Raw genomic sequence first — 19,841 nt, 5'->3', positions numbered from 1 at the left:
CGCTTTATTGTGGGAGCGATCAGCGGAACAGGGTTTCGGGATATTCCGGCTTCTGATCGCGCGCCAGCAATTGCCGCAAACCGTCGGCCGGGGTGATCTCGCCGTGCAGCACCGCTTGCACCGCGCGCGAAATCGGCAATTCCACGCCGTGGCGCTCGGCCTGGCGCATCACTTCGTCCGCGGTCTGCACCGATTCGACGACTTGGCCGATTTCGCGCACCGCATCGTCGATCGATTGGCCGCGTCCCAGCGCCAAGCCGAGGCGGCGATTGCGCGAGAGATCGCCGGTGCAGGTCAGCACCAGATCGCCCAAGCCGGCCAAGCCCATCAGCGTTTCCGGCTGCGCGCCGATCGCCGCGGACAGGCGCAGCATTTCGTTGAGGCCGCGGGTGATCAGGCCGGCGCGCGCGTTCAAGCCGAGATTCATGCCGTCGGCCACGCCGGTGGCCACGGCCAGCACGTTCTTCATCGCGCCGCCGAGTTCGGCGCCGACCATGTCGTTGCCGGTATAGGCGCGGAACGCGGGGCCGTGCAGCACGTCGGCGACCGATTGCGCGAATTCGGGCGTATCCGAATGCACGGTCAGCGCGGTCGGCAAACCGATCGCGACTTCCTTGGCGAACGAAGGCCCGGTGACGACCGCCAGCGGCACGTCCTCGCCGAGGATGTCGGCGGCGACTTCATGCAGGAAACGTCCCGAACCCGGTTCGAAACCTTTCGTCGCCCAGGCCACGCCCGCATGCGCGGGCTGGTGCGGCGCCAGGGTGCGCAAGGTTTCGGCGAAAGCATGCGAAGGCACCACCACCAGGACCAGATCGGCGTCGCGCAAAGCGGTCTGCAGATCGGTGGTGGCGCGGATGCTTTCCGGCAAGGCGATGCCGGGCAGGTAATGCGGATTCTCGTGGCGCGCGTCGATCGCCGCGACGCATTCGGCGTCGCGGCCCCACAACACCACCGGATGGCCGTGCCGCGCGATCAGCGCAGCCAGCGCGGTGCCCCAAGAGCCCGCGCCCAGCACCGCGACGGAGGGCGCGGTCGCCATGGATCAGGCGTTGCCGGCCGTCTCCGTGCCCGAAGACAGATCGCCGTTCTCCTGCGCTTCGGCGCGCTGGCGCAGGCCTTCGGCGTAGACGGCGTCGAAGTTGATCGGCTGCAGATAGAACGGCGGGAAGCCGCCGCCGACGATCAAGTCGCCGATCGCTTGACGCGCATAGGGATACAGCACGTTCGGGCACTGGGTGCCGAGCATCGCGTCCAGGCCCTGTTCGGCGAAGCCGCTGATGCCGAACACGCCGGCCTGCTGCACTTCGGCCAGATACGCGGTCTTGCCGTTCACGGTGCAGGTCAGGGTGATGCCCAGGACCACTTCGTAGGCGTCTTCGCCCACGCGCTGCACGCGCTGGTTGAGGTTCATCTGCAGGTCCGGCTGGCCCTGCTCGTTGAAGATCATCGGCGCGTTCGGCGCTTCGAAGGAAACGTCCTTCAGGTACAGCTTGTCGACCACGAAGGTGGCGCCGGCGGCTTGTTCGGCCGGGGCGGCCGCGCCGTTGCTGATTTCGTCGGACATTGCCTTACTCCAATCGTTAATTCGTGCGGGAAAGTGGGCGATTATCGCACGCCCGGGGATTTGGCTCTTGCGGAAGGGGCTTCAGTCCCGACAGCAAGCGGCAGCGGGTTTGCCGGGGCTGAAGCCCCTCCCACCAAGACTCAGCGGCCCTTGACCAGGGGCAGATCGGCCTGCTGCCAGGCGGCGATGCCGCCGTCGAGCCAATAGACCTTCTCGAAACCGGCCTTCTTGAGCCGCTTGGCCGCGTCCGCCGAAGCCTGGCCGTTGCGGCACACCGCCACCACCGGCAGCGAACGGGCGCCGGCGAGCTGCTTGTTTTCGGGGTCGAACTGGCTGGGCGCGACATTGCGGCTACCGGCGATATGGCCTTTGTCGAAGTCCGCGGTCGGCGACAGGTCCACTACCAGCGCGTTCTCGCGGTTGATCAGCCCGGTCAGTTCGGCCGGCCGCAACGCCTTGTAGGGGCGGAACAGACGGGCGACTTCGGTGTAGACGATCGCCAGGGTCAGGCCCGCCAGGCCCAGGGACAACATCGGGTGGCGGCCGGCGAAAGCCAGCAATTCTTCGAAATTCAAGGCAGGGACTTCGCGCGAAACGGGCGGCGATTGTCGCCGAGTCGCGGTTACGGCGCAAAGAATCCCTAGCCGGAGCCGCTCAGCCGCCGGCCCAGAAGTCCGGCAGGCCGCCGCGCACCCACCAGGTCTTCTTTTCCGAATCCCAGCGCCACTCCTCGCGGTAGCGGATCGTGCGCTCGGCCTGGGTGTGCTTGTTGATCACCCCGATTTCGATCAGCCGCGCCGGGCTGCCGTCCTCCAGCACCGCTTCGTCCAGGTCACGGTAGGACGAAACCTGGATTTGCGCGTACCGCTCGAATTCGAGCTCGGTCATGGGGTGCTGTTCGCGGTACTCGGGATCGACCCGCGCCCAGGCGCTTTCGAACTCGCCCCAGCGGATCGCGCCGGCGTAAGCGTTCTGCGCCGCGAGCAGCGCGTTCTTCTGGCCCCCGCCGCAAGCGGCCAGCAGCAGCGCGACACAGACCGCCAGGGCGAACGTGAACTTGCGCATCGGCTTTCCCCTCCTTCGCATCGGCGCCCATCCTAACCTTTGGCGAAGGCGACGAAGCGTCCGCTGAATTCCGCCGCCGTCTCGCCGCCGGGCAAGCGCACCCATGCGTCCACGTGCGTGCGTGCGCGGCCGCGGCTGCGCAGCGTGGTCAGGAATTCGTCCCACGAGCCTTCCGGCGACAGCGCCGCTTCGGCCTCCAGGTCCGCATACAGCGGCGCCAGATAGCGCACGCGGTTGTCGGCGACGTACACGTCCGAAGGCAATCCGGCGGCTTCCAGGCGCATCGACACCAGTCCCCAGGCCGCCAGCGTCATCAGCGAACTCAAACTGCCGCCGAACGCGCAGCCCTTGTCGTTGACGTGGTGCGCCAACGGCGCGTGCAGCTTCAGATGCTGCGCATCGTAATGGGCGATGCGCAAACGCATCGCCGCCACCGGCGGCATGGCCTGGTAGTAGGCGTCGAGCTTGGCGAGGGCGTTGGCGATGTCCATCGCCGCAAGGATACGCGACGACAACGCGCTTCGCGGCACCGCTGAAACGTACGGCCTGGATCTTGTGGGAGCGGCTTCAGCCGCGAGTTCTTTCTTTCCGCCGCGACGGCGACTGAAGCCGCTCCCACAATGCCGCGGCTGTGCCAAGCTGTGCTCCATGACGCGCGCACCTCCGTCGCCGCTGTCCGGTTGGACACTGATCTCGCTGCGCCCCGCCGGCGGGCATGCGCCCATGCGCCGGGCGGCGGCGAAACACGGCGCGCGCGTGCTGGCGTTGTCGCCGTGGCGATTGCGGCGGCGCGACGATCCGGCGACCCGCACCGCGTTGCGCGAAGCGCTCGCCGCCGAACGCGTCGTATTCACCAGTCCGGCTGCGGTCGCCGCCGCTTCCGCATTGCGCAAGTTGCGGCCCGGACCGGGGCGGATTTGGTTCGCGATCGGCGAAGGCACGGCCGCCGCGCTGCGGCGCGCCGGCGTTCCTCCGCAACGCATCCGCACGCCGCAGCGGATGGACAGCGATGGCTTGCTCGCACTACCCGATTTGCAAGCGCTGCGCGGCACCGATGTCGGCCTGGTCACCGCGCCCGGCGGGCGCGGCGCGATCGCGCCGGCGCTGGCGGCGCGCGGCGCGCGCGTGTTGCGCAGCGACGTGTACGAACGCGAGCCCGTGGTCTGGTCCGCGGCGACATCGAACAAACTGCGCGCCCTGACCCGACCGTACGCCTGGGTCGTCAGCAGCGGCGAAGCCTTGCAGCGGACGCGGCAAGCGCTGCCGCCGGAATGGGCCCAGGCTTGGCCGGATTCCCTCGCCGTCGTGGCGAGCGAACGCCTGGCCGTTGTCGCCCGCGAAGCCGGCTTCGGCCGTACGCTCGTCGCCGCCAGCGCGCGCCCGGCCGACTTGGTCGCAGCGCTCGCCCAGGCAGCCGCCGAACGCCGCTTCCGCTAGCATGGGCCACCCCGCGAAGAACCGTAACGTGAACGATCCCGCTCCTCCCGCCCCGCGACGCTCCGGCTTCGGCTGGCTTTGGCTGGTTTTGTTGGCGCTGCTCGCCTTCGCGGGCTGGTACGGATGGCGCAGCTGGCGATCGCACGAAGCCGATGCGCGCGCGCAGATCGTGGACGCCGAACAACGCGTCGCTTTGATCGAGGAAAGCGTGAACGCCTTGCGCCGCGACCTGCGCTCGCAAGCGCAGCGCCAGCAACAGGCCGACGCCACCAACCGCGTGCTGCGCGACGAATTGCTCGGCATCGGCCAGCGCGCGGCGCTGCTGGAAGACAACGTGTCCAAGCTGGCCGATCCCGACCGCCACGGCGCGCAGGCCTTGCGCGTCGACGAAGTGGAAATGCTGCTGACCAGCGCCGCGCAGCGCCTGGACCTGAACTCCGACCTGGACGGCGCGCGCCGCAGTTACGCCTTGGCGGCGGGGCTGCTGGACGGCATCGACGATCCGGCTTATTTGAGCTTGCGCCAAACCTTGGCGCAGGAACGCGCGGCGCTGGACGCCGTCGGCGCCGATCCGCGCAGCGTCGCCGCCGGCCGCTTGGAGGTCTTCGCCGCGACCTTGCAATCGCTGCCCGAACGCGCGAGCGCGATCGAACCGTCGCGACTGCCGTGGTGGCGGCGGGCGTTCGGACGCATCGTCGAAGTGCGTCCCACCCAAGGCAGCGTGATCGTCGAAACCGCCGATCGCGCCGCCGGACTGGCCGCGCTGCAGCTCGAACTGACCCTGGCCCGCGCGGCGCTGGAACGCCGCGATGCGGCGGGCTACCGCACCGCCTTGCGGCGCGTCGACGCCTGGCTCACGCGCTTGTGGCCAGACTCCGCGGAACGGCGCGCGCGCCGCGACACCGTGCGCCGGTTGCAGGCCTTGCCGCTGTCGCTGCGCTTGCCGGTGCTGGGCACCACCCTGCAGCAACTGCGGACCTTGCGCGGCGCGCGCTGAACACCGCGAGGAAACCGATGAATTTGTTCCGCAATATCCTGTTCTGGCTGGTCCTGGCCGTGATCGGCGCGCTGATCGCGCAATTGCTGCTGCAGGATCCCGGCTATGTGCTGGTCCGCTACCGCGGCAACGACTACACGACCACGGTCACTTCGGGCGTGTTGATCCTGCTCGGCGCGCTGTTCGCGCTGTGGATCCTGTGGACGCTGCTGATGCTGCCGTTCCGCGCCTGGCGCGGCATGCGCCATCGGCAATCGCGGGCGCGCCTGGCCGACGGCCTGAACGCGCTGCACCAAGGCCATTGGGCGCGCGCGGAAAAACTGCTTAACCAGGCCGCGGAAGACGGGCAAGCGGAAGCGGCGGCCCGCATCGCCGCCGCACGCGCCGCGGATGCGCGCGGCGACGCGGACGCGGCGCAACGGCAGATCGATTTGCTCGGCGACAAGCATCCGGCGGCGCGGGCGATCGCCACGGCCGAACGCGCGCTGTCGCAACAGCGTCCGCTCGACGCCTTGACCGCGCTCGATGCGTCCGCCGCGCAACCGCTGCCCCCGCGCGGCCTCGCCTTGCGCGCCGAAGCGCTAGCCGCTTCGGGCCAGGCCGGGCAGGCTTACGGTTTGCTCGGTCCGATGCGCCAACAGAACGCTTTGCCCGGCGAACGCCTCGACGGCATGCAAACGCGCTGGGCCGAAGCTTCGCTGCGCCAAGCGGCGGATGCGAACGTGCTGGCCGAGCGCTGGGAAACCTTGCCGAAAGCCGCGAAAAGCGAGCCCGACGTCGTCGCCGCCTACGCCGAGCGCGCCGCCGCGCTGCGCTGGGACGAAGCGGCGGCGAAAAGCCTGGAACAAGCCTTGGACGCGCGCTGGTCCGAATCGCTCGCGGCGCTGTACGGCCGCCTGCCGATCGGCCGCCTCGACGCGCGCCGCGCCAACGCCGAGCGCTGGCTGCAAACGCACCCTTCCAGCCCCGCGCTGCTGGTCGCGCTGGCGCGCGTGGCGCGCGCGCAGAACCAATGGCCGCAAGCCGAGGAATACCTGCACCGCGCGTTGGCGCAGGGCGCCGGCGGCGAAGCCTGGGAAGAACTCGGCCATGGTTTCGCCGCGGTCGGCGACGAGACCCGCGCGCGCCTGAGCTACGCCAACGCCTTGCGCGCCGCGCGCAACGAACCCGCGCAGGAACTGCCGGGCCGCGATTTGCGCCAGCGCATCCAGGATCAAGCCGCGGTCGAAGAACGCGACGAGCACGGCGTGCCGCGGCTGCGCGGATAGACCGCGTCGAAGTTGCTCTTCCTTCTCCCTCCGAGAAGGCGCCTGAAGGGCGGACGAGCGTTCGGCGGAGCGATGAAGCAGCCGACAGCGAGAATTCGTCTGCGCTGGCGTGCCGCATACGGCGAGATTTCAGCGTCCACGCACACCGAACCCGCACCCCAACCCCTCTCCCGGTGGGAGAGGGGCCCAACGTCGCCATCGGCGACTACGCTTTGCTTCGATCCGAAGCACGCGCACGCTTGAAGAACCTGCGATAGACAAAGAACGCCGCGACTGCTGCCAACCACAGCGGCCAAAGCTTGGCTAGCTCGACCAACGCATTGAGCGCGCCGTGCCAACCGATGCTGAGCGAGCTGCCCAATCTTGCGAAGAAACCGGGGCTGTTCTGTTCGAATACCGCTTCGACATCGGTCAGCTCGGTCCGGCGGATCCGCGGCGCTTGGTACAGCGACAACTGGAGGGTGCTGAACTCCACCCGGTCTTCGAATTCCTTCTGCGCGACCAGCGCCTCGTCGCGGGCGAGTTTGGCGTCGCCGCGCGCGGCGATGGCGTCCGCCTTCTGGCCGAGCTTGCCGCCCTGCGCCGTCGCCGCGCCCAATTCCTGCTGGGTCTCCTGGCTGCGCTGGTAGGCCAGCTGTTGCCGCAGGAGTTGGAACTGCGCGTCCATCGCTTCGAAATTGCGGCTGTCGAGGAATTCCATCTGGCCGACGATCGCGCGCAGGAAATCCTGGGTCTTGTCGCTGGGCACGCGCACCGCGACTTCGCCGCGCACGGTGTATTCGGCCAGCTCCAGCAATTTGCCTTCGCCCATCGGCCGGCTTTGCACGGCGCCGGTTTGCGCGGAGATGTCGTTGCGGATCACGAAACCGCCCTGCGCCGCGGCCACGTCCTCGATGGCCAACGCCGACCGGTACACGTCCGCGACCCGGAATTGCGCGCGCGCGGTGCGGATGAATTTGCGCCGCGCGTCGGTGTAGGTCGCGGCGCTGGACGTCATCTGCTGCGCGGTCGGCGCGTCTTGGTCGACCCGCTGCGCCTGTTCCTGCATGCGCTTATCCATACCGCCGCCCGAGGTCGGCTCGGGCGCCGGGGGCGCTGCAGGCGCCGCGGCCGCGACTACGGCCGCATCCGCCGCCGATTCGGCCTCCGGCGCATGTTTGCTGCAGGCCGCCAAAGCCAGCGCGATCGCCGTAGCCAGCGCTAAACCCGTTCTGGTGTTCCGATGCACGTGTCGCCCCTGCTCGATGGAAGGAGCTGGTGCAAACGCGCCTGCAAGCTAAATGGGGTTGTAGCCCGGGTGGAGCGAAGCGATACCCGGGAACGGGTCGCGACGTGTTTCCCGGGTATCGCTTCGCTCCACCCGGGCTACCGCATCAACGCTCGAGGATCGCCACCACGCCCATGCCGCCCGCGGTGCAGATCGACACCAGGCAGCGGCCGCCGCCGCGTTCCTTCAATTCCTTGGCGGCGGTGGCGACGATGCGCGCGCCCGTCGCGGCGAAGGGATGGCCGGCGGCCAGCGAGGAACCGTTCGGGTTGATCTTGGCCGGATCGATCCGCCCCATCGGCGCATCCAAGCCGAGCCGGTTCTTGCAGTATTCCTCGCTCTCCCAGGCGCGCAGCGTGCACAGCACCTGCGCGGCGAAGGCCTCGTGGATTTCGTAGATGTCGAAATCCTGCAAGGTCAGCCCGTTGCGCTTGAGCATTTCCGGCACCGCGATGGTCGGCGCCATCAGCAGGCCTTCGCCGTGGACGAAATCCACCGCGGCGACTTGCGCGTCGCGGATATGGCACAGCACTTCGTGGCCGTGCGCCTGCGCCCACTCGTCGGTGGACAGCAGGCAAGCCGCGGCGCCGTCGGTGAGCGGCGTCGAATTGCCGGCGGTGAGCGTGCCGCGGCCGGAAGTCTTGTCGAAGGCCGGCTTCAGCGTCGCCAGTTTCTCCAGCGAGGTGTCCGGGCGCAGGATGTTGTCGCGCGACACGCCGCGGAAGCTGACGACCAGATCGTCGAAGAAACCGCGCTCGTAGGCCGCGGCCAATTTGTGGTGCGAGGCGACCGCCAGTTCGTCCTGCGAATCGCGCGAGATGTTCCACTGCTTGGCCATGTCCTCGCAGTGCTCGCCCATCGACTTGCCGGTGCGCGGCTCGGCCACGCCCGGGAAATCGGGTTTCAGTTCGCGGAAGTGGAAGCCTTTGAACTGGGCGATCTTGTCTTTCGTGGTCTTGGCCGCGGCCGCGGCCAGGATCCGCCGGCGCAGCTTCTGGCCGTACACGATCGGCACGTCGGAGGTGGTATCGCTGCCGCCGCCGATGCCGGCTTCGATCTGGCCCGTGGCGATCTTGTTGCCGATGGTGATGATGCTGTCCAGCGAGGTGCCGCAGGCGCGCTGCAGGGTGATGCCCGGCGTCAGCGGCGACAGTCCCGACGACAGCGCCGCTTCGCGGCCCAGGTTCCAGTCGCTGGAATGCTTGATCACCGCACCCATCGCCACTTCGCCCAATTGCTGCCCGTGCAAGCCGAATTTTTCGACCAGGGCGCCGAGCGTGCGGACCGACATGCCCAGGTTGCCGACGTCGGCATAGGCGGTGTTCTGGCGGCAGAAGGGAATGCGGACGCCGCCGAGCACGGCGACGGGGCGGCCTTGCAACATCGGAGGACCTCGCTGCGAGGACCCGCCGACCTTGGCGGGCCATAATGTCGCGCAAGTCTAACGCCGCGCCCGTGCACGGCCAATCACGAAATCCGCCGATGACCGCCTCCGCCGCCGATGCCGACGCCACTCACGTTTTCGGCGTGATCGCGCTGGAACTCTCGCCCGACGCGCGACCGGGGCGCGAAGCCTTGCGCCAGGCCGATGCGGGCGCGCTGGCCGGCTTGCTCGGCCGCGACCTGGCCGCGCTGGTTCCCGAGGCGAGCGGGCTGGAACTGGCGTTCGCCGCGGCGCATTTCGATCCGGCCGAGGTCCTGCGTCCCGGCTGGCCGCTGCATCGGCGCCTGGACGAATTGCGCCGGCGCGCGCCCGGCCGGCACGACGGTCCGCGCGTGATCGCCTTCGGCGCCGACGAACACGGCCGCGTGCCGCAGCCGCTGCAGGCCGAGTCCGCTTTGCAAGGCGGCAGCCTGCGCGTGCTGCCTTTCCTGCTGACCGGGTCCGGTGCGGCCGAGGTCGGCGAGGCTTTCGAACGGATCCTGTTCGACCGCGGCATGGCCCAGGCCGAGACGGCGTTGTTGGCGCAGGAAGCGTTCGGCTGCCGGATCGAACACGCGCGCTATCTCACCGTGCACGACCTGGCGGCGATGACCGCGCTGCAATACGGCCACCAAGGCCTGGAACCTTTGTGGCCGGTGCTGGAAACCGCCTTGCTGGCGCCGCAGGAAGAAATCCTGCTCGACGCGCCGCCCGAACCTTTGCTGCGCTACGCCGGCGGCGAGGCGAACATCGCCTTGTTCGCTCCGGACGCCTGGCGCCGGCGCTACCACGGCGACGCGTCGATCGATGCGGAACTGCTGGCGCGCCGCTTCGCCCATTTCGAAGCGCGGCAACGCCAATTCGCCGCGGTGCTGCAGGCGCACGGCGTGCCGGTGACGTTCGTGCATTGCGGCGACGAAACCGCCGCGGATCTGTAGCGCCACCGTCGCTTTGTAGAGCGGAGCTTGCTCCGCTGCCTTGACTCCGGCTCTTGTGGGAGCGGCTTTAGCCGCGAGCTTTTCCATCATCGTTTGTGGATCGAAAGAGCTCGCGGCTAAAGCCGCTCCCACAAGAGCAACAGCAGCGGAGCAAACCCCGCTCTACAAAGCAAAAAAGCATCGGCTCAACGCGTCGCGCGCTCGAACTCGTCTTCGCAGATCAGATAACCCGCATCGGCCATGCCCAGCGAAGAATAGGTACGCTGGGCGGTCTCGTTTTCCTTTTCCACGTACAGACGCAGCCCGATCACGTTCGGATCGGCGCGAGCCAGTTCTCGGACGTGCTTGTACAAAGCGGCGAATACGCCTTTGCGGCGATGCTCCGGCGGCACGTAGACGCTCTGGATCCACCACCAATCGCCATTGCGCCAATCGCTCCACTCCTGGGTCAGCATCAAGGTGCCGACCGGCATGCCCACCGTTTCGGCGCCGGCGAGCGGCAGATCCTGCATCGCGATGAAATAGCGGGCCTTGGCCGCGTCGGCCAAGCCGGCGGCGATGCCGGCGCGCAGTGTGTCCGGATCCAAGCGCTTGTATTCGGTTTCCCAGGCCATCGCTTGCGCGCCCTCGGCCAGCCAGTCGAGATCGGAAGTTTCGGCGGGGCGGATGCGGAGGGCGGCGTTCATGCGCTCATCTTATGTGGGAGCGGCTTTAGCCGCGAGCTCTTCGCTCTCGCCGAGATCGCCGAAAAAGCTCGCGGCTAAAGCCGCTCCTACAAAGAGCGCAAAGCAGCGGAGCAAGCTCCGCTCTACAAAGCGAAGGCTGCGATCGCGGGCCTACTTGGCGACGGTAATGATCCCGCAAGCCACGCGCGCGCCGGCGTTGCCGGCCGGTTGGCTTTTGTAGTCGTCGGGCGAGGCGTGCACGATCACCGCTTTGCCGGCGACGTCGTTGGCCGCGCCGCCGCCCAAGGTGACGCCGCCGAAATGCGCGTCGACCTTGGCCACGCCGTTGGCGTCGGCGATGAGATTGTCGGCATCGCCGGCGTGATGCGCGCCCGCGCCGGCTTTGCCGTGCGCGCTGCCGGCGGGATTGAAATGACCGCCCGCGCTGGACGCGTCGGCCGCGCTGCAATCGCCCTTCTCATGGATGTGGAAGCCGTGCGTGCTGCCCGGAGGGAGGCCGCCGATCTCGCCGGCCACGTGCACGCCGTCGCCCATCGGCGTCACCGTCAGCGTGCCGCTGACCAAGCTGCCCGAAGCGGAAGCCAGATTCACCCGCGCCGATTGCGCCGTGCTTTTGGCCGCGGGCGCGGACGGCGCGGAAGCGGACGGCGAAGGCGTGCTGCTGCAACCGGCCAGTACGGCCGACGCGATCGCAAGCGAAACGAGGGTGGTTTTCATGGCGGGGCTCCTGAAGGGACTCGGCAAGGCTAGTGCCGGCCGAGTAGAGGCGCAATGAAGCCCGGCACCGACCCTTCGCTTTGTAGAGCGGGGCTTGCCCCGCTGCTCTTGCCGCTGCTCTTGCCGCTGCTCTTGCCGCTGCTCTTGCCGCTGCTCTTGCCGCTGCTCTTGCCGCTGCTCTTGCCGCTGCTCTTCGTAGGAGCGGCTTTAGCCGCGAGCTCTTTCTGTCAAATCCTGCGATGTCGCGATTTTGAAGGAAAGAGCTCGCGGCTAAAGCCGCTCCTACGAAGAACTAAAGCAAAAGCAGCGGAGCAAGCTCAGCTCTACAAAGCGCGATGCCTCAACGCCGCTTGCGGCCCGGGCCGAGCTTGCGGGTCAGCGTATTGCGGCCAAGGCCAAGACGCACCGCCGCTTCGCTGCGGCGGCCGCCCGTGTGCGCCAACGCGGCTTCCAGCAAGGCGCGGTCGAAGCGCTCGCGGGCATCGGCATGGATGCCCTCGTTGCCTTCGGCGAGTTGGGCGCGCGCCCACGCCGAGAGCGCGGCTTCCCAGGCCGTCGCCGATTCGGCCGCGGCGAAGGGTCTCGCCGCGAGCGCTTCGTCCACGTCGGCCCGGGAGATCGCTTCGCCCGGTGCCATCGCGGCCAAGCGCCAGCACAGGTTTTCCAATTCGCGCACGTTGCCGGGCCAGTCGTGCGCTTGCAGGCGCTCCAGCGCCTGCTTGCTGAAGCGCTTGGCCGGCGCGCCGAGCTTGCGCGCGGCCGATTGCAGGAAGACCTCGGCGAGTTTGGGCACATCGTCGCGGCGTTCGCGCAGCGGCGGCAACCGCAGGCGGACCACGTCCAGACGATGCAGCAAATCGGCGCGGAAACGGCCGTCGGCGACCAAGCTTTCCAACGGCTGGTGCGTCGCCGCGATCACCCGCACGTCGACGCGGATCAGCTCGCGTCCGCCGACGCGGAAGAATTCGTTCTCGGCCAGCACCCTCAACAAACGCGTCTGCAGCGGCAAAGGCATGTCGCCGATTTCGTCCAGGAACAGCGTGCCGCCGTCCGCCTGCTCGAAGCGGCCGATGTGGCGCCTCGAAGCGCCGGTGAACGCGCCGGCTTCGTGGCCGAACAATTCGCTCTCCAGCAACTCGCTCGGGATCGCCGCCGTATTCAACGCCACGAAAGGCTTGCGCGCGCGCGGCGATTCCCGATGCAGGGCGCGCGCCACCAATTCCTTGCCGGTGCCGGTTTCGCCGGTGATCAGCACCGACACGGGCGCCTGCGCCAGGCGTCCGATGCTGCGGAACAGCGCGCGCATCGCCGGCGTGCCGCCGATCAGGGTTTCGGCCTGCGCCGCACCGTCGGCGGGCGCTTCGGCCGAGGCGTGGTTGTCGGCCGCCGCATTCGGCAGCACGCGCTCGGCCAGGGCCACCGCATCGTCCAGATCGAAAGGCTTGGACAGGAATTCGTGCGCGCCGCCGCGGAAGGCGCCGGCGGTGCTGGCGATGTCGGTGTAGGCCGACATCACGATCACCGGCAAGCGCGGATGCGCCGTCTTCAGTTTGTCGAGCAGCACCAAGCCGTCGTCGCCGGGCATGCGCACGTCGGTGAACAGCAGGTCCGGCGCGGGGCGCGAACGCAGAGCGTCCAGCGCGGACTGCGCCGAATCGAAGCCGTCGACTTCGAAACCGGCCTCGCGCAATGCGGTCGCCAGTACGAAGCGCACCGCGCGATCGTCGTCCACTACCCAGATCCGGGCCGCCTCATTCGCCATCGGCCGCGATCTCCTCTGCGTTTTGCTCTTCCGGCTGCAGCGGCAGCAGCAGCGTGAACACGGTATGGCCGGGGCGCGAACGATAGGTCAGCGAACCGCCATGCTCGCGCGCGATCTGTTGCGCCAGCGCCAGGCCCAAACCGCTGCCGTCGGCGCGGCCGCTGACCAGCGGCAGGAACAGGCGCTCGGTCAAGTCTTCCGGCACGCCGCGGCCGTCGTCGACGATTTCCAAGCGCAACGCCAGCGCGTGCAGGGCATCGCCGATGCGCACGCCGTGCTCGGCTCGCGTGCGCAAGCTGACGTTGGCGGCGCCGGCTTCGATCGCGTTGCGCACCAGGTTCCAGATCGCCTGGGTCAGGCGGTCCGCATCGCCTTGCAGTTCGGGCAGGCTGGGGTCGTAATCGCGCACCAGCCGCACCGCCCAACCGGCATCGCTTTCGGCCAGACGCAGGACTTTTTCCAGCGAGACATGGATATTGAGCGGAGCGTGCGCGGCCGGCGGCGTCGGCGAGAGCAGGCGGTCGAGCAATTCGGCCAGGCGATCGACTTCCGATTCGATCAATCCGGTCAGCTCGCGGGTGTTGGCGTCGAAGGATCCGTTCTCGTCTTGGCCGCGACGCGCCAGCAGCTGGGCCGCGCCTTTCAAGCCCGCCAGCGGATTGCGCAGTTCGTGCGCCAAACCTTTCAGCGCCGCCGACAAAGCGCCGGGCAAAACGATGGCGGGATCCTCGCCCGGGAATTCGTCGACCGGATGCACTTCGAGCCACCAGCCGTCTTCTTCCCGGCTGAGCCAAACGTCGGCGAAACGCGGTTCTCCGCCCAGGTAAGCCAGGGCGATGCGGCGCAACCGCGACGGCTCGTCGTCGACGGTTTGCACCGACAAGGCGCGGCGCAAGGCATCGCCCTCGGTTTCCAGCGCGGCCAGCGGTTGGTCGATCAGGCGCCGAGCGCTGATTCCGAGCCAGCGGCCGAAAGCCGCATTGCAGCCGGCGATATGGCCCGAAGCATCGGCCCAGGCCAAAGGCGTGGCCAGACGGTCCAAGTTCGGCGGGAGAATGGGGCCGGGCGGCATTGCACCAATATAGTGCAATAACGCCGCCCTTTCCTCAGGATTTCGATGTGTTGGCTTGTGGGCAAAACACCGAAGTTTGTAGCGGAAAACAAACTTCAGTCTTTTTTGCGGACACCTAGACCTAGAGATCCCCTCTTCGGCTGAAGGATGACGCCTTTACCGAACGACGCGTGTTCAGGTTCGAGGGTCTCAGTCTTGGAGCGCTGCTGGACCGCGACTCCTTTCGCGGATGGGTTGGCTCGACGTAAGTGGTCGCTTGACATCCTCGCCAGATTTGGCGAGGCTTGGCCTCATGCGATATCCCGGCGGCAAGGGGCGTAGCTATCCCCAGCTCATCAACTTGATGCCGCGGCACACGACCTATGTGGAAACACACCTGGGCAGTGGTGCGGTCATGCGCCGGAAACGACGGGCTGAGCGGCAGATCGGAATAGAAATAGATCCAAGCGTGATTGCCCAGTGGCGTGCCCAAGGGCCGCTTCCTTTTGAGCTGGTCGAAGCGGACGCCGTGATTTGGCTGGGCGACAGCGCGTTGGATCCAGGCTCTCTGATCTACGTCGACCCGCCGTACCTACCGTCCACGCGAAAACGGCAGCGCGTGTACCGATTTGACTATACCGAGCGAGACCACGAGCGGCTCTTAGCAACTCTGCTGAAGCAGCAGTGCCACGTGATGGTCTCAGGATATTCCTCTTCCCTCTATGACTACTGGCTTCGTGACTGGAATCGCCGTTCTTTTCTGGCGAAGGCGCATGACGGGCTGCGTCAGGAGGTCGTCTGGTTCAACTTCGAACCGCCGGTTCAGTTGCACGACCCCAGGCATTTGGGTCGGAACTTTCGCGAACGCGAGGTCATCTTCCGGCGCCGGGAACGACTAACGCGTCGCATTGATTCGCTTTCGCCACACGAACAGCATGCCTTGCTCCATTGGCTCCAAGAAAAACTGGAGGTTTGAACATGATGCGGAAAGTCGCATTGCCGTTGGATTCAGCCTACGTCGAGCGCTACCTCCCGGCAGCGGATGAAGAGGTGATGCCAGGAGTGCGATGGGGAGAACCCTGGGTGGTTTTCACTCCAGCTTACTGGCTAACCCAGGCCTGGATGCTGCACATGGATTCAACGAGCTCCAGCGACTATCGCGCCAGGCAGGGCGTTGTCGAGGAGCTTGTGTTCTGTTTGCTCGGGGGGTTCGGAATCACCGCTGAACTCAATATCGCCGCGTTTGAGGCTTGTGAGCGCTCCGGCCTTATTGCCAACCGAGAACAGAGCGTCGACGCTTGGGCAGCTGAGTTGCACCTCCCCCTCGAGATCAACGGCCGTAAGATTCACTACCGTTATCCGAATCAGAAGGCGAAGTTCCTTGCCACGGCAATGCAACGCATCTCCGAGCTACGTTTGGAGGGGAAGGATGCTCGAACCATTCGTGACTTGTTGATGCAGCTACCAGGGGTGGGATTCAAGACGTCAAGCTGGGTCGTCCGAAATGTCTATGACTCCGATGAAGTGGCTATCCTCGATATTCACCTGATTCGGGCAGGGCTACTTTGCGGCCTATTTTCGACAGCTGACCGCATCGAGCGAGACTATCTCTCGATGGAGTCTCGGTTCCTGCAGTTCTCAGCAGCGCTTAAATTGCGGCCTGCTGCCTTGGATTGCCTGATATGGGACGGCATGCGCGAGGCAGGTGAGCTACCTATACGACTACTTGCGCAGCAAAATGAATCCCTGGCCGCCTAGGCGCGTACGCCCATGTGCATTCTGCTCATACATGTGTGCCTTGAATTCACCGTTGCCTGTGGTTCTTCCGTCACCGGCCGGTATCAAACTTCCTGGCGTAGCGGATAGCGCGTCTGCCTGACGCTTCGTCGTTGAACTCGACGGTCGTCCCGCCAAGCACCTCAGCAGCCACCTTCAATGAAGCGGCGTTGTCGACGCTAATCACCGCTTCGACATAAAAGGGCGGTCGGCCTTTAAAGCCGTTCCTCAGCTCGGCAATCCCGGCCCGCAGGATGTCCTTTGCCAGACCTTGATTGCGATAGGCCTCCAGAACTGCATACCCGGCAGCGAGGTTTGGATGGCCGAGGTAGTAGCCGTTTGGTACGAAGGAAGCCAAGGCGGTCACCTTTCGCCCTTCCAGACGCACATAGGTGAACCGAGGCTTCCCATCAGCCCTATCCACGTGTAGGTAGACGTCAGGGTCCAGACGGCCCCGTTCCAGCTCCAGCGATCCAGTCAGCAGGGACTCTTGGAAGGACTTCAATGCCTCGGTCGGATCTGTCATTTCGGACATGACGCGCCCTGACCGGAATAGAAGTGCCTATCCTCGCCGGTCCGGCTTTGGCCCTCAAGCTGCTGTTGGGCCTCTCGGCTATAGCCAAGCCTGGTGACCCGCCGTGGGGCGCTCGTCTTCATCTTAGCCACAAGGGTCGTTAGCCTTGTTTATGGGCTACGGAGAGATTCATGAAACTCAGGCGTGAAGCTAGAACTCTCAAGGCCAAATCCCTCGCTTCGTTAAAACGAGGGCTTGAGGCATTCAACAGCCACGACGACGACGGGCGACCAGAGTCAGTGCTCTTGCTACTACAGCACGCCAGCGAAATGTTGATCAAAGCGCTGCTGGTTCAGAAGGGTCAGAACATCTTCGATAAGGAAAAGGGTACCTCGATCGGACTTGAGAAAGCACTGAACGTCGCTCACTCAAAAGGGTGGCTAACGACGACGCAGGCTGGCTCGATGCGCGTAATAGACGCAATGCGTGACCAGGCCCAGCACTGGATGCTCGTGGTACCAGAAGACGCCTTGTACATCAACGCAAGGGCATTGATTACCACGCTTGATGAGATTCTCGAGGCGCACTTCGAGGACTCGCTGGCGGGCAATCTCCCCTTGCGGGTTCTCCCTTTGTCCACTCAGCCGATCCCCGACTTCATGTTGCTGGTCAACAGGGAGTACGGCCAGATTCGTGAGCTGCTGGCACCCGGTAGACGAGCCCGGGATGAAGCGAGGGGCAGGATCACGGCATTGCTCGCGATGGAGGCGCACGTGAGCGAGGAAGTCTCAGTCTCCCAAAGAGATCTAAACCGGATCGAGGAAGCGATAAGGGCGGATACGCCTATTGAGCGGGTGTTTCCGAGACTCATGACCCTAGCCACTGATGTTGCTGGCGAGGGGCCGACGATGCGTGTGCGGATTACAAAGGCTGAGGATGCTCCTGCAATTCGCTATGTATCGGGCGATGATCCCGAGGGAGCGGCAGCCATCCGTGAGGTAGATCTACAAAGGAAATACCACTGGAGCCCCAAAGCGCTTGCGGACAAGCTTGGATTGACTGTCGCAAAGGCGAAGGCCGTCCGGGACCATCTGCAGATTGACAACGATGCTGCCAATGTAATGATTTTCGAGTTTGGATCACAAAAGCATCAGCGATTCTCAGACAACGCTTTACGTGTGCTTCGCGAAGCAATTACTCCTGAGCTGGTCGAGCTTGCTTGGCGACAAAGGCCACAGATTCGGCGGTGACGAAATAGTCGGAGCCCATATTCCGCGGTTTCCTGAGGAGAAATACTGGCGATATGCAAAATTCTTGCCGTCATCGGCTCCAGCCAAGGGCCTCCATGATTTCAGAATGTTTTACGCAGCCCGGACACGCGCCACAAGCCAGAGATCCAGCGTGGCAGGAATGGGTCCAGCCTAAAACCGATGCCGGCACCTGTGCCCGTCGCACCAACGACAGGGTGTCTTCATTGATACCTGGCGCTTGAATCTCGATACCACCCTCCTGGCTGCTGATCAATTCGTGCATAGCTCGCAGAAAACTGCGAGAGCCATCGCGGTGCCGAACGTCCGTTGCCACCGTCCCTATGAGCACACGGGTGAGAGAGTTACTCGCCGCGTACATCGCACCAATGGTGAGAAGAAGCTGGTTACGAAAAGGCCAGAACTCCTCCCTTTCAGACAGCACCGAACGCGTTCCGCCAGCCATAAGTCCTTGCCCTATGCTTGAAAGCGGGACCGCAAGCACGACATGGCTAATCCCCAATTCTGTGCAGATCGCTTTCGCGGCGGTAATCTCGCCCGGCGCTGCCCTTTGACCATAGTCCACAGTAAGCGCGATGGCTGGACGTTTGAGAACCGCAATCGCGGTTGAATCGATGCCACCTGAGAGCAGCAACAGCTCATTCATCGACTAGGAGCTGCCAACAGGCTTCGTATATACCGCTGCAAAAGTCACTTCGAACAATGCACCCAGATCCGATGATCATCGTTAGAGATTGCTCTTCTACCGATTCGGCGATGGCAACGACGGGGATACCCAGTGCACGAGCGTAGCCCACTTCAAACAATGTCCCGGCGTCCAGCCCATCGAGAAGCGCCAGTACCAGTCCGCATTCTCTTATCGCTCGAAGATCTTCCGGCGCCACCTCGTCAGCGGGGCCCTCGCCAACGTCATGGATCGGAGAAAAAACCGCTACACCAGCGTCATGCAATGCAGTACGGGCTTCCTCCACTTGCCACAGTTGGGCCGTATTGAAGAACGGGCCGGCCAAGTAGATCGGCTTAGGATTGATTGTCGGACGGTTGCGAGGCATTGCCTGGGCGGCGGCCTCGGCCCGCACCCTTTCTAGTTCGGCCGCGCCTAGGGCCTCACACCGGGTGGAGACGTATTCGGCGACCCATCGGGAGGCGAACCAGGCTGCGTCCAGGACGCCGAGACCTTCGACGAGCCAAGCGTGTGCAAAGGCGGCCGAGAATACATCTCCCGAACCGATCTTCCAGACATAGTCGGTCGGAAATGCTCGGATCCATGTCAGTCCTGCCGCCGTAGCGACGACCGCGCCGAGCATGCCGCATTTGACGATGACGACGTGCCCGCCTTGGTTCAAGAGCTCTGACGCTGCGTCCTCTGGGGTTTCCTTTCCCGAGAGACTTCGTGCCTCCGACAGTGAGGCGACAATGGCCAACTCTTTAGCGCTTGATCCATTGGAGCTGAACGACGCCGCTCGGTCACCGTCTTGGGGGTCGTACACCACGCGATCGCCATGCACGATCGGCCGCCCTTCAATCATTCCAAACACCAGCGCAGCATCGGCGCTAATCGCGCTCCTGGGCTCCGTCCCCACAGATTCACCGTCGATCTCAGGCACCCCCAGCGGGTGTTGATATACGAATGTGATTTCGTGATCGCGCCTCGCAGCTTGGAGCGCAAACCCTTTGAGCGACGCGATCTGTTCGAACTCACCTGCCAGTTCATTACCCAGCACGGTATGCAGCGTAACGGTATTTCCCATGCCCGCAAGAACGCAGGCGGCTCTCACTCCACTCCCGCGGTAAACAATCGAGCGCGGAGAGGAACAAGCTTCCAAGTAGGAGCCCCCTACTACGGCAAGCTGACTCACGGGACCGCCACGCGGACGATGCACTGGCCACCGTCGAGTTTCCGGACAACAGCGTTATATACGAATCCGGAATTCATACAGTCGATAAGCTGTGCGACACGCACCCCGGTTAGCGTCCCAACGATCGTTCCTTCTTTCATAACGACGACACCTTGCCCGCTGTTTATAAGCGAGAGCTCAAGGGCCTCCCCGATCGCCAGCGCGGCAATCTGGGTGGGCTGAGGCGAATTCACTGTGGCATCGAAA

The 19,841-nt window shown here is 65.3% G+C and carries 21 protein-coding genes; 7 read left to right on the top strand and 14 right to left on the bottom strand.

Going from position 1 to position 19,841, the window contains the following annotated elements; translation table 11 throughout:
* Nucleotides 1-19: 19 nt before the first annotated feature.
* From FCE95_RS09125 to FCE95_RS09105, 5 genes are all read right to left on the bottom strand, one after another.
* Nucleotides 20-1,042 (bottom strand): NAD(P)H-dependent glycerol-3-phosphate dehydrogenase, encoded by a 1,023-nt coding sequence (locus tag FCE95_RS09125; RefSeq protein WP_137266720.1) that lies wholly within the window; start codon nt 1,040-1,042, stop codon nt 20-22.
* 3 nt (nt 1,043-1,045) lie between these two features.
* On the bottom strand, nt 1,046-1,567 hold the full coding sequence (secB, locus tag FCE95_RS09120) for a protein-export chaperone SecB (RefSeq protein WP_137266719.1): 522 nt from the start codon (nt 1,565-1,567) through the stop codon (nt 1,046-1,048).
* 140 nt (nt 1,568-1,707) lie between these two features.
* Nucleotides 1,708-2,142, bottom strand: a complete 435-nt coding sequence (locus FCE95_RS09115) for a rhodanese-like domain-containing protein (protein ID WP_137266718.1) — start codon at nt 2,140-2,142, stop codon at nt 1,708-1,710.
* Between the two features lie 79 nt (nt 2,143-2,221).
* Nucleotides 2,222-2,632, bottom strand: coding sequence for a hypothetical protein (locus FCE95_RS09110; protein WP_137266717.1), 411 nt, complete (start codon nt 2,630-2,632; stop codon nt 2,222-2,224).
* A 32-nt stretch (nt 2,633-2,664) separates the two neighbouring features.
* Nucleotides 2,665-3,123, bottom strand: a complete 459-nt coding sequence (locus tag FCE95_RS09105) for a YiiD C-terminal domain-containing protein (protein WP_137266716.1) — start codon at nt 3,121-3,123, stop codon at nt 2,665-2,667.
* A gap of 157 nt (nt 3,124-3,280) precedes the next feature.
* On the opposite strand from FCE95_RS09105, the gene FCE95_RS09100 reads away from it, so the two are divergent.
* The 3 genes from FCE95_RS09100 to FCE95_RS09090 are packed head-to-tail and all read left to right on the top strand — an operon-like array spanning nt 3,281 to nt 6,334.
* Nucleotides 3,281-4,069, top strand: coding sequence for a uroporphyrinogen-III synthase (locus FCE95_RS09100; protein WP_137266715.1), 789 nt, complete (start codon nt 3,281-3,283; stop codon nt 4,067-4,069).
* A gap of 1 nt (nt 4,070) precedes the next feature.
* A complete protein-coding gene (locus FCE95_RS09095; RefSeq protein ID WP_137266714.1) occupies nt 4,071-5,066 on the top strand; it encodes a uroporphyrinogen-III C-methyltransferase in 996 nt (331 codons plus the stop codon).
* Between the two features lie 17 nt (nt 5,067-5,083).
* Nucleotides 5,084-6,334 carry a heme biosynthesis HemY N-terminal domain-containing protein gene (locus FCE95_RS09090; RefSeq protein ID WP_137266713.1) on the top strand — a complete coding sequence of 417 codons (1,251 nt, stop codon included), beginning with the start codon at nt 5,084-5,086 and terminating at the stop codon, nt 6,332-6,334.
* 205 nt (nt 6,335-6,539) lie between these two features.
* Here the strand turns inward: FCE95_RS09090 and FCE95_RS09085 are convergent, their stop codons facing one another.
* Both FCE95_RS09085 and FCE95_RS09080 read right to left on the bottom strand, forming a co-directional pair.
* Nucleotides 6,540-7,562: a DUF4349 domain-containing protein gene (locus tag FCE95_RS09085; RefSeq protein ID WP_189644706.1), complete on the bottom strand. Its 1,023-nt coding sequence runs from the start codon at nt 7,560-7,562 to the stop codon at nt 6,540-6,542.
* 145 nt (nt 7,563-7,707) lie between these two features.
* Entirely contained in the window at nt 7,708-8,985 is a 1,278-nt protein-coding gene (locus tag FCE95_RS09080) for an acetyl-CoA C-acetyltransferase (RefSeq protein ID WP_137266711.1), read from the bottom strand.
* A 98-nt stretch (nt 8,986-9,083) separates the two neighbouring features.
* Here FCE95_RS09080 and FCE95_RS09075 point away from each other — a divergent pair, with 98 nt between their 5' ends.
* Nucleotides 9,084-9,962 (top strand): hypothetical protein, encoded by an 879-nt coding sequence (locus FCE95_RS09075; protein ID WP_137266710.1) that lies wholly within the window; start codon nt 9,084-9,086, stop codon nt 9,960-9,962.
* 185 nt (nt 9,963-10,147) lie between these two features.
* Here the strand turns inward: FCE95_RS09075 and FCE95_RS09070 are convergent, their stop codons facing one another.
* The 4 genes from FCE95_RS09070 to FCE95_RS09055 all read right to left on the bottom strand — a co-directional run bounded on the left by FCE95_RS09070 (nt 10,148) and on the right by FCE95_RS09055 (nt 14,199).
* The gene (locus tag FCE95_RS09070; RefSeq protein ID WP_137266709.1) at nt 10,148-10,648 is read right to left on the bottom strand and encodes a GNAT family N-acetyltransferase; all 501 of its coding nucleotides are present in this window, start codon (nt 10,646-10,648) and stop codon (nt 10,148-10,150) included.
* 150 nt (nt 10,649-10,798) lie between these two features.
* Nucleotides 10,799-11,365 carry a superoxide dismutase family protein gene (locus FCE95_RS09065; RefSeq protein WP_137266708.1) on the bottom strand — a complete coding sequence of 189 codons (567 nt, stop codon included), beginning with the start codon at nt 11,363-11,365 and terminating at the stop codon, nt 10,799-10,801.
* Between the two features lie 340 nt (nt 11,366-11,705).
* Nucleotides 11,706-13,127 (bottom strand): nitrogen regulation protein NR(I), encoded by a 1,422-nt coding sequence (gene ntrC / locus FCE95_RS09060; protein ID WP_137266707.1) that lies wholly within the window; start codon nt 13,125-13,127, stop codon nt 11,706-11,708.
* Nucleotides 13,117-14,199: a two-component system sensor histidine kinase NtrB gene (locus FCE95_RS09055; protein ID WP_137266706.1), complete on the bottom strand. Its 1,083-nt coding sequence runs from the start codon at nt 14,197-14,199 to the stop codon at nt 13,117-13,119. The genes ntrC and FCE95_RS09055 overlap by 11 nt, the downstream gene beginning before the upstream one ends.
* Nucleotides 14,200-14,491: 292 nt before the next feature.
* Here FCE95_RS09055 and FCE95_RS09050 point away from each other — a divergent pair, with 292 nt between their 5' ends.
* Nucleotides 14,492-15,154, top strand: a complete 663-nt coding sequence (locus FCE95_RS09050) for a DNA adenine methylase (RefSeq protein WP_137266705.1) — start codon at nt 14,492-14,494, stop codon at nt 15,152-15,154.
* A 2-nt stretch (nt 15,155-15,156) separates the two neighbouring features.
* Entirely contained in the window at nt 15,157-15,936 is a 780-nt protein-coding gene (locus FCE95_RS09045) for an 8-oxoguanine DNA glycosylase (RefSeq protein ID WP_137266704.1), read from the top strand.
* Between the two features lie 70 nt (nt 15,937-16,006).
* On the opposite strand, the gene FCE95_RS09040 is transcribed toward FCE95_RS09045, so the two are convergent.
* On the bottom strand, nt 16,007-16,489 hold the full coding sequence (locus FCE95_RS09040) for a GNAT family N-acetyltransferase (protein WP_137266703.1): 483 nt from the start codon (nt 16,487-16,489) through the stop codon (nt 16,007-16,009).
* Nucleotides 16,490-16,659: 170 nt separating this feature from the next.
* Between FCE95_RS09040 and FCE95_RS09035 the strand changes: the two genes are divergently transcribed.
* Nucleotides 16,660-17,718, top strand: coding sequence for a hypothetical protein (locus FCE95_RS09035; protein ID WP_137266702.1), 1,059 nt, complete (start codon nt 16,660-16,662; stop codon nt 17,716-17,718).
* Nucleotides 17,719-17,788: 70 nt separating this feature from the next.
* On the opposite strand, the gene FCE95_RS09030 is transcribed toward FCE95_RS09035, so the two are convergent.
* Together FCE95_RS09030 and FCE95_RS09025 are read right to left on the bottom strand one after the other, a co-directional pair.
* Nucleotides 17,789-18,382 carry a 7-cyano-7-deazaguanine synthase gene (locus FCE95_RS09030; protein ID WP_137266701.1) on the bottom strand — a complete coding sequence of 198 codons (594 nt, stop codon included), beginning with the start codon at nt 18,380-18,382 and terminating at the stop codon, nt 17,789-17,791.
* Entirely contained in the window at nt 18,375-19,514 is a 1,140-nt protein-coding gene (locus FCE95_RS09025) for a PfkB family carbohydrate kinase (protein WP_223266836.1), read from the bottom strand. Before FCE95_RS09025 ends, FCE95_RS09030 begins: the two co-directional genes overlap by 8 nt.
* Nucleotides 19,515-19,841 lie beyond the last annotated feature (327 nt).

The sequence above is a fragment of the Luteimonas gilva genome, assembly GCF_005239095.1.
GTDB classification, from domain to species: Bacteria; Pseudomonadota; Gammaproteobacteria; order Xanthomonadales; family Xanthomonadaceae; genus Luteimonas_C; species Luteimonas_C gilva.
This window is presented reverse-complemented; position numbering and strand designations above follow the sequence as displayed.